13 protein-coding genes are annotated in these 14,575 nt (G+C 63.9%); 5 read left to right on the top strand and 8 right to left on the bottom strand.

Going from position 1 to position 14,575, the window contains the following annotated elements; genetic code table 11:
* Positions 1–68 precede the first annotated feature (68 nt).
* Positions 69–2,117, top strand: coding sequence for a DNA topoisomerase IV subunit B (gene parE, locus ACWGPT_RS05315; protein ID WP_452604558.1), 2,049 nt, complete (start codon positions 69–71; stop codon positions 2,115–2,117).
* 15 nt (positions 2,118–2,132) lie between these two features.
* Here parE and ACWGPT_RS05310 read toward each other — a convergent pair whose 3' ends face one another.
* On the bottom strand, positions 2,133–4,694 hold the full coding sequence (locus ACWGPT_RS05310) for an HWE histidine kinase domain-containing protein (RefSeq protein ID WP_452604557.1): 2,562 nt from the start codon (positions 4,692–4,694) through the stop codon (positions 2,133–2,135).
* Positions 4,687–5,244: a biliverdin-producing heme oxygenase gene (locus ACWGPT_RS05305; RefSeq protein ID WP_452604556.1), complete on the bottom strand. Its 558-nt coding sequence runs from the start codon at positions 5,242–5,244 to the stop codon at positions 4,687–4,689. The genes ACWGPT_RS05310 and ACWGPT_RS05305 overlap by 8 nt, the downstream gene beginning before the upstream one ends.
* 124 nt (positions 5,245–5,368) lie before the next feature.
* Between ACWGPT_RS05305 and ACWGPT_RS05300 the strand changes: the two genes are divergently transcribed.
* On the top strand, positions 5,369–6,598 hold the full coding sequence (locus ACWGPT_RS05300) for an AI-2E family transporter (protein WP_452604555.1): 1,230 nt from the start codon (positions 5,369–5,371) through the stop codon (positions 6,596–6,598).
* 178 nt (positions 6,599–6,776) lie between these two features.
* Complete coding sequence (locus ACWGPT_RS05295; RefSeq protein WP_452604554.1) at positions 6,777–7,181, top strand: hypothetical protein; 405 nt, start codon at positions 6,777–6,779, stop codon at positions 7,179–7,181.
* A 5-nt stretch (positions 7,182–7,186) separates the two neighbouring features.
* On the opposite strand, the gene ACWGPT_RS05290 is transcribed toward ACWGPT_RS05295, so the two are convergent.
* From ACWGPT_RS05290 to ACWGPT_RS05280, 3 genes are all read right to left on the bottom strand, one after another.
* Positions 7,187–8,314 carry a DUF2336 domain-containing protein gene (locus ACWGPT_RS05290; protein ID WP_452604553.1) on the bottom strand — a complete coding sequence of 376 codons (1,128 nt, stop codon included), beginning with the start codon at positions 8,312–8,314 and terminating at the stop codon, positions 7,187–7,189.
* A 108-nt stretch (positions 8,315–8,422) separates the two neighbouring features.
* Positions 8,423–9,031, bottom strand: a complete 609-nt coding sequence (locus tag ACWGPT_RS05285; protein WP_452604552.1) for a flavin reductase family protein — start codon at positions 9,029–9,031, stop codon at positions 8,423–8,425.
* Positions 9,031–9,618, bottom strand: a complete 588-nt coding sequence (locus ACWGPT_RS05280) for a nitroreductase family protein (protein WP_452604551.1) — start codon at positions 9,616–9,618, stop codon at positions 9,031–9,033. Before ACWGPT_RS05280 ends, ACWGPT_RS05285 begins: the two co-directional genes overlap by 1 nt.
* Positions 9,619–9,724: 106 nt before the next feature.
* Here ACWGPT_RS05280 and ACWGPT_RS05275 point away from each other — a divergent pair, with 106 nt between their 5' ends.
* On the top strand, positions 9,725–10,714 hold the full coding sequence (locus ACWGPT_RS05275) for a hypothetical protein (protein WP_452604550.1): 990 nt from the start codon (positions 9,725–9,727) through the stop codon (positions 10,712–10,714).
* Positions 10,715–10,762: 48 nt separating this feature from the next.
* Here ACWGPT_RS05275 and thrS read toward each other — a convergent pair whose 3' ends face one another.
* From thrS to ACWGPT_RS05260, 3 genes are all read right to left on the bottom strand, one after another.
* Complete coding sequence (thrS, locus tag ACWGPT_RS05270; protein WP_452604549.1) at positions 10,763–12,766, bottom strand: threonine--tRNA ligase; 2,004 nt, start codon at positions 12,764–12,766, stop codon at positions 10,763–10,765.
* Between the two features lie 126 nt (positions 12,767–12,892).
* On the bottom strand, positions 12,893–13,243 hold the full coding sequence (yidD, locus tag ACWGPT_RS05265) for a membrane protein insertion efficiency factor YidD (RefSeq protein ID WP_452604548.1): 351 nt from the start codon (positions 13,241–13,243) through the stop codon (positions 12,893–12,895).
* Between the two features lies 1 nt (position 13,244).
* Entirely contained in the window at positions 13,245–13,691 is a 447-nt protein-coding gene (locus ACWGPT_RS05260) for an iron-sulfur cluster assembly scaffold protein (protein ID WP_452604547.1), read from the bottom strand.
* Positions 13,692–13,957: 266 nt separating this feature from the next.
* On the opposite strand from ACWGPT_RS05260, the gene folE reads away from it, so the two are divergent.
* Complete coding sequence (gene folE, locus ACWGPT_RS05255; RefSeq protein ID WP_452604546.1) at positions 13,958–14,572, top strand: GTP cyclohydrolase I FolE; 615 nt, start codon at positions 13,958–13,960, stop codon at positions 14,570–14,572.
* Positions 14,573–14,575: the final 3 nt, after the last annotated feature.

Raw genomic sequence — 14,575 nt, 5'->3', positions numbered from 1 at the left:
ATTCGTAACAGCATGAGACCGGCATGGCTTCACCCTCCCGATCTCGACAGGTAGTAGCGACTGATCCGATGGAAGACAACAGCGACCTCTTTGCCGAACTGCCGCTCGACAAGCCGGTAGCTCGGGAGCCGGAAGCGGCAAAGGATGCCTCCCCGGCACCAGCGGCCGCGCCACGGCCGGCGCCTTCCACGGACGACTACGGCGCATCCTCGATCCGGGTCCTCGAAGGACTGGAGCCCGTACGCATGCGGCCGGGCATGTATATCGGCGGCACCGACGAGAAGGCCCTGCACCACCTGTTCGCCGAAGTCATCGACAACTCGATGGACGAAGCGGTGGCGGGCCATGCGAACTTCATCGAGGTTCATCTCGACCGCGACGGCTTCCTGACGGTCACCGACAACGGTCGCGGCATTCCGGTGGAGAACCATCCGCAGGTCCCGGGTAAATCGACCCTCGAAGTCATCATGACCAAGCTTCACGCCGGCGGTAAGTTCGACGGCAAGGCCTACGAGACGTCGGGCGGCCTGCACGGCGTTGGCGTATCGGTCGTCAACGCGCTTTCCGATCTCCTCGAGGTCGAGGTCGCCCGCGACCGCAAGCTCTATCGCCAGCGTTTCTCGCGCGGCGTTCCCCAGGGAGGGCTGGAGGAACTGGGCCCGGTGCAGAACCGGCGCGGAACGCGCGTCCGCTTCCATCCCGACCCGCAGATCTTCGGCGACCATGCGAAGTTCGAGCCCGGCCGTATCTTTCGCATGGCGCGGTCAAAAGCCTACCTCTTCGGGGGCGTGGAAATCCGGTGGTCCTGCGACGAGGGCATGGTGCCTCCGGGCGGTGACGTTCCCGAAAAGGCCGTGTTCCATTTCCCGGGCGGCCTCAAGGATTACCTGTCGGCGACGCTCGGCAAGGACTTCACCGTCACCCGTGAGATCTTCGCCGGCCGCACCGAGAAGACCGGCGGCCACGGCGCGCTCGAATGGGCGATCACCTGGTATGGCGGCGACCCGCAGATCCACTCCTACTGCAACACCATCCCGACCCCGGAAGGCGGCACGCACGAGGCCGGCCTGCGCATCGCCCTGACCAAGGGCCTGAAGAATTACGCCGAGCTGACGCAGAACAAGCGCGCCGCCCAGATCACCACCGACGACGTGATGATCTCGGCCGTCGGCATGCTGTCGGTCTTCATCCGCGAGCCGGAATTCGTCGGCCAGACGAAGGACAAGCTGGCGACCGTCGAGGCGCAGCGCATCGTCGAGAACGCCCTGCGCGATCCGTTCGACCATTATCTCGCCGGCAATCCGGCCGAGGCGGCAAAGCTTCTCGACTGGTGCATCGAGCGCGCCGAGGAGCGTCTTCGTCGCCGCAAGGAAAAGGAAGTCAACCGCAAGACCGCGGTGCGCAAGCTGCGCCTGCCGGGCAAGCTCGCCGACTGTTCACAGAACACCGCCGAAGGGGCTGAACTCTTCATCGTCGAGGGCGATTCGGCCGGCGGCTCCGCCAAGCAGGGACGCAACCGCGCCAACCAGGCGATCCTGCCGCTGCGCGGCAAGATCCTCAACGTCGGAAGCGCCAGCCGGGACAAGCTCTCGGCCAGCCAGACCATCGCCGACCTCATCCAGGCGCTCGGCTGCGGCACGCGCACGAAGTACCGGGAAGAGGACCTTCGCTACGAGCGCGTCATCATCATGACCGATGCCGATGTCGACGGCGCCCATATCGCGTCGCTGCTGATCACGTTCTTCTACCAGGAAATGCCCGAACTCATTCGCGGCAACCACCTCTTCCTTGCGGTCCCGCCGCTCTACGTCCTGCGACAGGGCGCAAAGACCGTCTATGCGAGAGACGATGCCCATCGCGCCGAACTGATGGAAACCGTCTTCAAGGGCAAGAAAGTCGAAGTCGGCCGGTTCAAGGGCCTCGGCGAGATGATGCCGGCGCAGCTCAAGGAAACCACGATGGACCCGGCCAAGCGCACGCTCCTGCGGGTCGGGATCGACGAGGTGGACTTCGAAGGCACCCGCGAGGCGGTCGAGAACCTGATGGGCACGAAGCCCGAGGCACGGTTCCGGTTCATCCAGGAACGCGCGGCCTTCGCCGACAACCTCGATATCTGACCCACCGGACGTGGCTCAGGATCGGACCGTCGCCCTATGCTTTTCGAGAACCCGGCTGATCGTGCGGATTAGGGCTGAACTCTCATAGGGCTTGCGGAGCACCGGTACGTCGAGATGCTCTGGAATCGTCGAGCGGTCGCTGTAGCCGGTCGCAAACACGAACGGGATGTCGCGCCTCAGCAGTTCCTGGGCCACCGGCATAGAGGTGCCGCTGCCCAGGTTGACGTCGAGTATCGCGATGTCCGGCGTGAGCTTTTCAAGGCGCCGAAGCGCCTCGGTGACGGACGGCGCGGTCGTGACCTTTTCCAGCCCGTGTTCCGCCAGGATGCTCTCGACATCGGCGGCAATCAGCATCTGGTCCTCGACGAGCAGCAATTCCACCTGGGAAAGATCTCGCTCCCCGTGATCCTCACCGTCGGTGACTGTCGCGAGCGCCGGCTCATCCTCGCCCTCTGCCTCCGCCTGCACGTGCTTGGACGGTATGCAGAAATAACCCTGGAGACCGGTCGGCGCGTAGTCGATCTTGCTGTGTCCGCCGAGTTCGTAGGAAATGCTGCGCCCGATGAGCACGCTGCCGAAGCCGGTGCGCTCCGGCTCGCTCACCGGCGGACCGCCGCTTTCGTCCCACCAAATCTCGCAGTCGCCCGCTTCGCCCTTCTGCCAGCGAACAGAAAGGTTGCCTCCCGCCACCGACAGGCCGCCGTATTTGGCGGCGTTGGTCGCCATTTCGTGTAGCACGAGCGCCATGACGGAGAAGGACCGGGCGTCGAGCCAGACGGGCGGGCCCTGCAGCAGGATGTGGCGATCGCCGGTCTGGTAGGGTTGCAGTTCAGCGTTCAAGAGGTCGCGCAGAATTCCCCCGTCGCCGCTGCGAACGATCTGGTCATGTGCGAGGGACAGGGCCTGCACCCTGCCCTTCAGGGATTCGATGTAGCTGTCGAGGCCCTGCTTCGGATCGACCGGCCTGCTGATCAGCGATTTGATGACGGACAGGATGTTCTTGACGCGATGGTTGAGCTCTTCGTTCAGCATCCGCTGCCGGACGTCCGCCTTGCCCCGCTCGTCGGCGATCAGTTCGTTGTGGTGAAGGACGATTTCCACCAGCACCCCGCGGATGACCTCGGCCACCTCGCGATCCGTCTCCGACCAGGCCTGGGCACGGTTGCGAACCGCCTCCTTCCAGATGGCGAAGCTCTTGCGCGGCGTCAGCCTGTCGCCGAGGGGGCCGGTCTCATAGGATTTTTCAGGGTTCCCGGCCCAGTTCAGTGTCTGGACCAGTTCCCGGCGGAAGAAATAGAGGTAGTCGCGCGACCGCTGCGACAGCGGGATGGCGAGGACGCCGCAGATCTCCGTGGGAGAGATTCCCGATCCGGGAAGATCGGCCGACAGTTCGTCCGTCCACCAGATACGGCCGGCGGAGGTTCCCGAAAGGAGTTCGACGAGCTTGGCGGCCTCTTCCGCGGTCGGCGCGGCTCCCGTGCTCGTCCAGACCCCGCCCAGCCACAGGCCCACCCCGTCCGACGGCAGCATGCCGCCGAATTCCCCAAGCGAGGTCCGGAGAAGATCGCGAATGTCGTCATGGTGGGAGGCGACCTGCAGAAAGTGATCCAGCGCTGCCCGTACCTCGCGGTTCTTTTCCGCAACCTGCTTCTGCAGCAGGGCCGCCAGATGAAGCGAGAAGAACTCGCCGAATGTCTCGGCCGCAATGCGCTGCGGCATTGAGAGTGCCTTCGGCGAATAGTGATGGCAGGCGATCAGACCCCACAGCACGCCGTCCACGACGATCGAAATCGACATCGAGGCGGCTACGCCCATGTTGCGAAGATACTCGCAGTGGATCGAGGACACGCTTCGCAGATGGGCGAAGGACAGGTCCAGCGGGTCGTCCCTTTCCTCCTGCGCGGGAAGGATGGCGATCCTCTCGTCCCTCGCATCGGAAATGACGCGGATCGTGTTCTTCAGGTAGAGGATGCGGGCCTGCTGGGGGATGTCGCTTGCCGGGAAATACTGTCCCTTGAAACTTTCCAGGTCACGCCGCTTGTGCTCGCTGATGACCTGCCCCGCGCCGTCCTCCTCGAAACGATAGATCATCACCCGATCATAACCCAGCAGGGCGTGGATCAGGCGGCTTGAGCGCTCGACCAGTTGCTCGACATTGGCGATGTTCCGTATCCGGCTGATGAGCATCCGCGCGACTTCGAGCGGCTGGTCATTGGGCGCCCTGACCGGTTCGAACTCCAGGATGGCGAATGAGTCATGTGCGTGAACCGCGACATCGAACCTGTTGCCGTCCGGAAGTGCTACCCCATGGCGAAGGGCGGGCCGAGCCGGATCGCCGGCGGTCGCGATCGCATTGCGGAGCGTGTGAGCCAGTTCGCGCCCAAATATCTGTTCCAGACGCATGCCGGGCGCGATGTCGTGGAGGGAGAGCATCGAGGTCGCGTTCTCGGAATAGCGGCGGATTTCAGACCCTGCCTGATCGCAGGCAATCAGGCAGCCATGGGGTTGGATCGAGCCGGGGATCTGGATCGGTTCGCGGTCGCAATTGGTGAGATCGACGGGTTGCTGCTCACGCATCTTCCAGCCTTTCGAAGGCTCCGCCCACCGCCGCGAACGCCGTCTCGGAGGCGGCCACGATTCGCTCGAGGTCCAGTTCGGGTGCCTCGTCCAGAAGCTTGACGAGTTGCCGCCAACGGGTCAGCGATTCCGACTGTACGGAAAGGTGCCGGGCCCCGAACTCGCCGCTCAGGCCCAGTTCCTGCGCGCGTCGGTAGAGAATGCGTGCCCCCAGCGCCGAACCTTCCACGACATAGAGTATTCCCAGGAGCGTTTCCCGGTCATCGACCGGCAAAGAGGGAGCGTCTCCGTCAGGCGGCTCCAGTCCCATGTCCTGGAGATCCTGCCGAAGGAGCGGCAACAGCTGCGGCGCGTTGTCGAGCGGGGGCAGGCCCTCGGGCCAGGGCATTTCCGTCACCGTCCCTTCGTACATGGAGCGAAACGCGTAGGTCCCCCGCAGGTAACGATGATATGCCTCAAGCGTGGAGAAGGACCCGACAAGTGCTTCGACCCGTGCGTGGGACTGCGATGTGCGGTCCCGGACGAGGAGCCGACGTGAAGATAAATTCATCAGGACAGTTCTGTGAGTTGATTGTCCGTCATATTTAGCTCCTACCTCATCTGCGACAAGTGACGCGTTAGCAATTTTGTGATCGCGCTACGTGTAACCTGTGCAATAATTATTAGATATCGCGATGACGCAAGCGGACAGACTAGGAGCATTGGTGAGCAGACCCCCACATTTACCGGATGGACCTCGTTGGCTGGGGCCTGTGGCGCCCAGCCGCACGGCGCTTATTCCGCCGATTTCGGCCGCCCGCTGGCTCCTGATCCTGATCGTCATTGCCGGGATTTACTTCTTCCACGGCTTCGTCGTGCCGGTGCTTGCAGCACTCGTCATCGGCTTCGCAAGCTGGCCGCTCTACAGGAAACTGTTGCGCAATGTCGGCGGCAACACGACAGTCGGTGCCACGCTGGCCATCCTCTTCATCATTGCATTTCTCGTCATCCCGGTCGGGATCGCGATCTCCTATACGATCGGAGAAGTGCGCGAATGGGTCGGCTGGATCCTGGAAGTCAATGACAAGGGCGCCCCGGTGCCGCACTGGATCGCGGCTCTGCCCGGCGTGGGGGAATGGCTTACCCAGCAATGGGACAGGAACGTCGGTTCGCCCGGCGCCGTCGGTGAACTCATCCAGATCGTCAGCGGCGCGAACATCGGCAACATCTACCGGGCCGTCATCGCGGCCGGCGACGGTGCTTTCCACCTGCTGCTGACGCTGTTGTTCATGCTGATCGCCCTCTTCTTCGTCTACCGGGACGGGGCATCGTTCAGCCGCCAGATCGACCTCCTGGGGGAACGCATCCTGCCTGCACGGTGGGAAAGGATTTCGCGCATCGTACCGGCGACGATCACCTCGACCGTCACAGGCATGACCCTGATCGCGATCGGCGAAGGCATCGTCCTCGGCATCGCCTACTGGATCGCCGGCGTCCCCTCGCCCGTCACGCTCGGCGTACTGACCGGGATCATGGCACTGATCCCCGGCGGGGCGCCGCTGTCGTTCACCCTGGTTTCGGTCTATCTCGTCGCAAGCGGCTCGTATGTCGCAGGGATTGCGCTCTTCGTCTGGGGCTCGGTCGAGCTTTTCATCGTCGACAAGACGATCCGTCCGCGACTGGTCGGCGGCCCGATCAAGCTGCCCTTCCTCCCGACCTTTTTCGGCCTCGTCGGCGGCGTCAAGACCATGGGGTTCCTGGGCCTCTTCATCGGCCCGGTGCTCATGGCGCTGATCGTGTCGATCTGGCGGGAATGGATCCGCGAAGTGAAGCTGGTCGATCCGACGGAGGAGGAGAAGCCTACCGACATCGACCCCGACTACAAACCGGACGTCGCGCCGATCAGGACGATTTCCTCCCCCTGAGAGCGTCCGTCCGTCCGCCCGCGCGCTTAGAAGGCACGAGAAAGCATGACGCGCCGGGGATCTCGGCGACGCGATCGGCCGGCGGAAAAAGGCCGAGCAGGGAGTGACAGGTCGCCGGCGAGCCGGCCTTCATTGGGCCAAGATCGCCCGCCACAGTTTCATCGACCAGGGGGAAGAGATGAACGCCGCCATCATCGTGCTGACCATTCTCGGGTGTGACGACAGCGCTACGGAATGCCATTACGTGGCCACTTCGGAGAGGCGTTGGCCGACGATCGAGACGTGCAGCGTCGATTCGGAAGCGGAACTGGCTGACTATGCCAACGCCTCCTATCCGATGGTGATCGCGGTATGCCAGAAGCCGGAGGAGAGCGAGTTTGCCGCCGCGCCCCTTACAGAGCCGGAAGCGCCGCTGCCACAGGTCATGCTCACCCAGGAAGCCAAGACGAGCCTCGCCTCCAGGGCCATTTCGCGCGTACGCGCCGTGCTGCCGACCACCGAAGGCGTACGGACACTGGTGCATCAGCCGATCCGGCTCGTCGAGGACAGTTATTCCTGGGTCGCAAAGAGACTTCGGGACTGAGAGGGTCAGGCGGCCAGTGCGGTTTCCAGCGCATAGGAACGCGCCGCAGCCCGCAGTTCGGACCGCTGGAGCCGGTCCACGATTTCCAGAAGATCAGACACGATGGCCGACTTTTCCCTGAGCGGACGACATTCCGACAGGAGCTTCTCGCATATGCCGGCCGCCGTCTCCATCATGCCTGCCTGGCGCCAGAGAAGCGTGCCCGCGACGAAGACCGTCGCCACGTCACGATGAAGGCCCGCCGACTGGAAGAGCGCGCGGACGGCCGGTGCCCGGCCGCTCGCCAGCAGGGCGCGCACGCGCGGCTCGTCCAGTCCCGAGAGCGCCGCAATCGCCTCGGAAAGGAAATCGGCCCTTCCGGTGCAGAGCGCGTGGACGAGAAGCGCCGGGGTCAGGTTTCCCGAACCCCGCATGTATTCGACGAGCGCCGGCAATTCGGCGCGGGATGCGGCCCCCGCAATGGTGAGCGTCGCCGCTTCGGTCGCCTCGGCCGTCAGGCGCTCCAGCCGCGGACCGCCCAGAACGCCTGAGACAAGGCTGGACCGGGCAAGCGCCTCTCCGAGCTTCGATACAAGGCGCTGGCGAACCTCTGCAGGGACATCGGCCCGATCGAGCAGCAACTGCCTGACCTCGGCGTCATGACCGAACCGTTCGGCGGTTCGCGCCAGGCTTCCGCGAGACAATGCCGCCGTCGCGTTTTCCAGAAGAAGCACGATGTCTCCCACCTCCCCGACCTCCACCAAGGCCGCGCATGCGGCACGGGAAAGACCGGGCCTGGTCGCGATCAGACCGCGGGTGAGTCCGTCACCGCGGCCGATCAGGTCGACCAGGTCGGCATCCTGGAAGGCGGGCGAGCAGGCGATGACGGTGCATGCGATTTCGGGCTGATCCTCGGCAAGCGCGAGGATGATCGAACGTGGCGCGGCCGGATCCGCCGCCAGTCCGCGGGCGAGGCCAAGCCGGACCTGCGGCGCCGGATCATTGAGCAGGTGCGACATGGCCAGAAGCGCCGCCTGCTGCTGTTCCGGCTTGAGGCGGGATGCGAGATAGACGCGCGCTAGCGCATTGGCGGCCTTGGCCCTGTCGCCAACGGCGGCTGTCTCGAGCCAACGAATAAATGCCTGAATAATCACTACGAACCCCGGCTTACGGGACGCGCGTGGCGCGCATCGCCGAATGACCAGACGGTAGCCGGTAAATGTTTATGATTGGTTCACCATGCCGATTAACCAGCCCCCGCTCTATGGAGCGGGCGGACGGGTCATCTGGAAGACTTCGGCACCGCCGTCGCAATAGTCATGGTAGCCCATGCGGGCGAGCGGGCGCATGATGCCCATGTCGATCCGGCCGTCCCGGATGATTTCCTCGCGGATGTGGATGCCGACAACCTGCCCGAAGACCATGAAGGAGTCCGCGCGGCCACCATCGAGGGTGCGCGGCTGGATGACCTCGGTCAGCCTGCATTCGAGTGCCGTATATGCTTCCTTCACATAGGGCGCCTCGACGAGCCGCCCCATTACCGGCGACAGGCCGGCGATGGCGAACTCGTCCGTTCCATAAGGAACCGTCACGGAGGATGCATTCACCTGCTCGGCGAGGTGGCGGCTTGCAAGGCTTGCAGTAAAGACACCCGTTTCCTCGGCATTGCGGAGACTGTGCTTGCGGCCGCTCGAGGAAAACATCACGATCTTCGGCACATCGGAGACGATGCTGAAGAAGGAGTAGGGCGAGAGGTTGCAGGAGCCGTCGCGCCCCTTCGTGCCGATCCAGCCGATCGGCCTCGGGGCAACGATCGCCTTGAACGGATCATGCTTCAGGCCGTGGTCATTGGTATCGGTCGCATAGAACATCAGGCTTCACCCGACCCCGCATAGGTGACGATGCTCGCCAGTTCCGGCCTCGGGCGGTCGGGAACCGGAAAGTCGCTGGAGCCGATATGGATGAAGCCGGCGACGCGCTCGCCCTTCCTCACGCCGAGTTCGGCAAGGGCATTGTCGTCGTAGGCGATCCATTCCGTGCGCCAGTTGGCGACATAGCCGTGGGCACTCGCGGCCATCAGCATATTGAGGCATACGGCTCCCGCCGACAGGACCTGCTCCCATTCCGGTATCTTCACGTGGGGTGCTGCGGTACTGACCACACCGACGACGAGCGGCGCCCGCAGGAAGCGGTTGCGCTCGGCGTCTCGGCCCGCATCGTCGAGATCGACGGACCGCTTCAGCAGGATGGACAGGAAGGCGTCGCCCAGCCTCGCCCGCTCCGCGCCGCGGTAAACGATGAAGCGCCAGGGCGCCAGCTTTCCATGGTCCGGAACACGCGACGCGAAGCCGAGAATCGACTCCAGTTCGGCGACCGAAGGCCCGGGTTCCCCGATCTGGGCTACCGGCGTCGAGTGTCGGCTACGCAGATAGTCCACAAGCTTGATGTCGGTTTGCATACTTGAGTCGTCCTTTCGGAACGGTCAGGGAGGAAAGTCTTGAAATTGCCGCAGGATTGGTCTTGAAGTGAGCCCTAGCAGTAGAAGAGTCAACCGGTTGACGTCAATGACAGGCATTTCCCTCGCGGCCCGCTGCGCCCTTGCCGGCGCCCTTGCAGTGATGCCTGTCGCAGGTGCACGCGCCGAGGAAGCCTTCAAGACATTCAAGCAGCTCACCAGCACTGCGAAGATGCCGAAGCTCAACGCCTTCTCGGCCACGGGCGCCGGATTGGACGCTGCCGCGGCGAAGGATGTCGAGTTTCGGGCAAAGCTGGTGAACAGCGAGGAAGTTCTCAAGGAAGGCCTGACCTGGCGCGTCTTCAGCCCCATTTCGGGCGAGGACGGCAAGCTGCCTCTGGTCGCGAGTGCGGAAGGTGGGGACGCCTCTTTCCAGCTCGTGCCGGGCGACTATTTCGTGAATGTCGCATTCGGGCGTGCGGGCGTCACCAAGAAACTGACGGTCCCGGCCGAGGGTGAGGTGGCCCCCCAGGTGATGGTTCTCGATGCGGGCGGCGTCGTCTTTGACGCGGTTTCCGGCTCCGGCGCGCCCGTTCCCCCCTATCGTCTCCGCTTCTCGATCTATTCCTCCGAAGTCCGCGAGGACGGCGAGCGGGGTCTCGTGATGGCGGACGTGAGCCCGGACACGATCGTGCGCCTCAATGCCGGCACCTATCACGTCGTTTCCGAATACGGCGACGTCAATGCCGTCGTGCGCGCCGACATCCAGGTGGAAGCCGGCAAGCTGCTGGAAGCCACCCTCCAGCACAGGGCCGCGGAAATCACCCTGAAGCTCGTCTCGCAGCCGGGCGGAGAAGCGATCGCCGACACCGCATGGTCGGTGCTCACGGCTGCGGGCGACATCGTCAACGAGAGCGTCAGCGCCTTTTCCACCATGGTGCTGGCGGAGGGCGACTACCTGGCGATCGCCCGGAACAAGGACCGCATCTATCAGCGCTCCTTCAGCGTCAAGGCCGCCGAGAACGTCGATGTCGAGGTCCTAATGAAGGAGCAGCCCGCAGAGATGGGGCTGCTCAACGATACCGCATTGCGGAACTGACGGCGGCAATCTTCAAGCCCGCCCGTTTCCGGGCGGGCTTGAACGTGTTCAGGCGGCAGGTTTCCGCGCCTTCGCCTTGCGGAGCAGGTCCGGCGGCGTTGCCTCCAGAGAGAGCGCATCGAGCGCCTCGGCGAGCGACATCGAGGTTTGCGCCTGCGAACCGAGCCGGCGGATGTTGACCGAACGCTCTTCCGCTTCCTTCTTGCCGCAGACGATGATCACCGGAACCTTGGTGACCGAGTGCTCGCGGATCTTGTAGTTGATCTTCTCGTTGCGGAAGTCGGTCTCGACCACCATGCCGGCGTCGCGCAGCGTCTCGGCCACTTCGCGGCCGTAATCGTCGGCATCGGACGTGATCGTGGCGACGACGACCTGCACCGGTGCGAACCAGAGCGGCATATGACCGGCGAAGTTCTCGATCAGGATGCCGAGGAAGCGCTCCATCGAGCCGCAGATCGCGCGGTGGATCATCACCGGCTGCCGCTTCTCGGAGTTCTGGTCGATGTAGAAGGCCCCGAAGCGCTCCGGCAGGTTGAAGTCGACCTGCGTCGTGCCGCACTGCCACTCGCGGCCGATCGCGTCCTTCAGCGTGTACTCGAACTTCGGACCGTAGAAGGCGCCCTCGCCCGGCAGGATGCCAGTCTTGATGCGGCCGCCCGACTGCGCCTCGATCGTCTTCAGGACATCCATCATGACCGTCTCGGCGCGATCCCAGAGATCGTCCGAGCCGACCCGCTTTTCCGGCCGGGTGGAGAGCTTGACGACGATCTCCTTGAAGCCGAAGTCCTCGTAGACGGACAGGATCAGGTCGTTGATGCGGAGGCATTCCGCCGCCATCTGCTCATCGGTGCAGAATACATGCGCGTCGTCCTGCGTGAAGCCACGGACGCGCATCAGGCCGTGCAGCGAGCCGGACGGTTCGTAGCGATGCACGAGACCGAATTCCGCCAGGCGAATCGGCAATTCCCGGTAGGACTTGAGACCATGCTTGAAGATCTGGACGTGCCCCGGGCAGTTCATCGGCTTCAGCGCGAACACGCGGTCATCGGCTTCCGGATCGTCGGGATTGGTCAGCGCATGGGCGGATTTCACCGCGAACATGTTCTCCTGGTACCAGCCCCAGTGACCGGAGGTCTCCCAGAGCGAGGTGTCGAGTACCTGGGGCGCATTGACCTCCTCGTAGGCTCCGGCGAGACGGCGGCGCATGTAGGAGACGAGGGTCTGGAACATCCGCCAGCCCTTGCCGTGCCAGAACACCACGCCGGGGCCTTCCTCCTGAAAATGGAAGAGATCCATTTCCCGGCCGAGTTTGCGGTGGTCGCGCTTTTCCGCCTCGGCCAGCACGTGGAGGTACTGGTCGAGCTCCTCCTGCGTCGCCCAGGCCGTGCCGTAAATGCGGGTCAGCATCGGGTTGTTGGAATCGCCGCGCCAGTAGGCGCCAGCCACCTTCATCAGCTTGAAGGCCGTGCCGATCTGTCCGGTGGAGGCCATGTGCGGCCCGCGGCAGAGGTCGAACCAGTCGCCCTGGTAATAGATCTTGAGGTCCTGGTCTTCCGGGATCGCGTCCACCAGTTCGACCTTGTAGTCCTCGCCCTTGGACGCAAACACTTCCCGCGCCTTGTTGCGCGGCCAGACTTCCTTGGTGAACGGCTTGTTGCGGGCGATGATCTCCTTCATCTTCGCCTCGATCTTCGGCAGGTCTTCAGGCGTAAACGGCGTGTCCCGCGCGAAATCGTAATAGAACCCGTTCTCGATGACCGGCCCGATCGTCACCTGCGTCGACGGCCACAGTTCCTGCACGGCCTCGGCCATCACGTGCGCTGCATCGTGGCGGATCAGTTCGAGCGCGCGGGGATCGGTTCGCGTGACGATCTCGATCGCACCGTCGGTGACGGGATCGGAAAGATCGCGCAGCGCGCCGTCGACGGTGATGGCAACGGCCTTCTTCGCCAGCGACTTCGATATCGATTCGGCGACGTCGCGGCCGGTCGTTCCGGCGTCGAACGCGCGGACGGAGCCATCGGGAAAGGTAAGGGAAACGGATTGGGACATGACTGCTCCTTGGTCCAGTCCCGCCAACGAATGCGGGTGGTGTGAATGACCGGCGCCCTGCCTCGGCCGCCGGCTGCGAACGCGCCGGTTGATAGAGGTTTTCAGGGACCTAGTAAAGCGCGAGGGTCACGCGTGGGAGTGCCAGTAACGCCATGGCAGCCACCATTTCTGACGGGGCTGAAGCTTGTCCGGAACGGGATCGAGACCCGAGGTTCCACCCGGGCCGCAGCGTCCGACGCGAAAGAGCGCCATCCAGCCGCCGGCCCACAATCCATGGCGGGCAATCGCCTCGTACCCGAATTCGGAACAGGTGGGGATGTGACGGCAGGAATTCCCGATGAAGCCCGAGAGGGTCAGCTGGTAAAGCCGGACAAGCCCCATGCCAGCCAGCCGACCGGGAGTGCGGGGGAACGGCCCCTGCCAGTTGCGGGACCGTCTTTCCGGTCTTGGATGGCTGCAGTCGGTTCGCTCGCACATGTCAGACGACGATCTTTTGTTCCGCTCCGGCCTCGATCTGGTCGAGCGCATCGACGACGGCGTCGAAGGTCAGCATGGTCGATGCGTGCCGCGCCTTGTAGTCCTTCACGGGCCTGAGGTAGCGCATGTCCTCAAAGCGACCGGACGGCCCGTCGCCGTCCGCCTTCAGCATGGCCAGCATCTCTTCCCGCGCGGTGCGGACCTCGTCGGGAGTGGCGCCGACGACATGGCTTGCCATCACCGAGGACGACGCCTGGCCGAGCGCACAGGCCCGCACCTCGTGGGCGAAATCGGAGACGACGCCGTTCCGCACCTTGACGTAGACGCGCACGCGCGACCCGCAGAGCTTGGAGTGCTTTTCCGAGGTCGCATCGGCATCCTCCAGCCGCCCGGACCTCGGGATATTGCCGGCCAGTTCGAGGATCTTGCTATTATAGATGTCGTCCATGTCGTGAGTGATCCGGCTTGGAATTTCCCCGGTAAGCCGCAGTCGCGACGCCCCGGTCGTGTTGATTTATGATGCCATACGTATATGTGACCAAAGCGGGCAAGGATCAAGAAAGCGATGCTTTGCCGCCGAATCCGGGAAATTGAGACCATAATATCTTGTAAATGAAGCTCTAAAGGGTCAATTACGCGGATTGAAACCACAACCCGCCGGTCGATGGCGGTTGATGAGACATAGGCCCGATGGTTGTTGCCCGGGAGACAGCAATGGACGCAGTTGTGAAGAATTTCCCGGCCTCCGGCCAGACCGAGAGCCGCCCGACGCAGGAGCAGGCCGAGGAGGCCGTCCGCACCCTGTTGCGCTGGGTGGGCGAAAACCCTGAGCGCGAAGGCCTGCTGGACACGCCGAAGCGGGTCGCGACCGCCTATCGCGAGCTCTTTTCCGGTTACGCGCTCTCGGCCGAGGAGGTTCTCGGCCGCACCTTCGAGGAAGTCTCCGGCTACGACGATGCCGTGCTGGTTCGCGACATCCCGTTCTACTCCCATTGCGAACACCACATGCTGCCCATCAACGGCAAGGCCCATGTCGCCTATCTGCCGAACGGCCGCGTGCTCGGCCTTTCGAAGATTGCCCGCGTGGTCGATATCTTCGGGCGGCGCCTCCAGACGCAGGAAAACCTGACGGCGCAAATTGCCGCGGCGATCGAAAAGACGCTCAAGCCGCGCGGCGTGGCGGTCATGATCGAGGCGGAGCACATGTGCATGGCCATGCGCGGCGTGCAGAAGCAGGGCTCGACGACGCTCACCACCACCTTTACCGGCGAATACAGGGACAATGCCGCCGAGCAGGCGCGTTTCCTGACCCTCGTTCGCAACCGCTGAGGC

Source organism: Pseudorhizobium sp. NPDC055634 (assembly GCF_053618655.1).
The sequence above is the reverse complement of the archived record's forward strand: the minus strand, read 5'-3'. Positions and strand labels throughout refer to the sequence as shown.

Bases quoted from the DNA above. Each gene is read 5' to 3' on its own strand.
- thrS (WP_452604549.1), bottom strand. From the start codon at position 12,766: ATGTCCCAATCCGTTTCCCTTACCTTTCCCGATGGCTCCGTCCGCGCG.
- ACWGPT_RS05280 (WP_452604551.1), bottom strand. From the start codon at position 9,618: ATGCAAACCGACATCAAGCTTGTGGACTATCTGCGTAGCCGACACTCG.
- folE (WP_452604546.1), top strand. From the start codon at position 13,958: ATGGACGCAGTTGTGAAGAATTTCCCGGCCTCCGGCCAGACCGAGAGC.
- ACWGPT_RS05300 (WP_452604555.1), top strand. From the start codon at position 5,369: ATGACGCAAGCGGACAGACTAGGAGCATTGGTGAGCAGACCCCCACAT.
- ACWGPT_RS05295 (WP_452604554.1), top strand. From the start codon at position 6,777: ATGAACGCCGCCATCATCGTGCTGACCATTCTCGGGTGTGACGACAGC.
- ACWGPT_RS05285 (WP_452604552.1), bottom strand. From the start codon at position 9,031: ATGTTCTATGCGACCGATACCAATGACCACGGCCTGAAGCATGATCCG.
- parE (WP_452604558.1), top strand. From the start codon at position 69: ATGGAAGACAACAGCGACCTCTTTGCCGAACTGCCGCTCGACAAGCCG.
- ACWGPT_RS05310 (WP_452604557.1), bottom strand. From the start codon at position 4,694: ATGCGTGAGCAGCAACCCGTCGATCTCACCAATTGCGACCGCGAACCG.
- ACWGPT_RS05305 (WP_452604556.1), bottom strand. From the start codon at position 5,244: ATGAATTTATCTTCACGTCGGCTCCTCGTCCGGGACCGCACATCGCAG.
- yidD (WP_452604548.1), bottom strand. From the start codon at position 13,243: ATGTGCGAGCGAACCGACTGCAGCCATCCAAGACCGGAAAGACGGTCC.
- ACWGPT_RS05260 (WP_452604547.1), bottom strand. From the start codon at position 13,691: ATGGACGACATCTATAATAGCAAGATCCTCGAACTGGCCGGCAATATC.
- ACWGPT_RS05275 (WP_452604550.1), top strand. From the start codon at position 9,725: ATGACAGGCATTTCCCTCGCGGCCCGCTGCGCCCTTGCCGGCGCCCTT.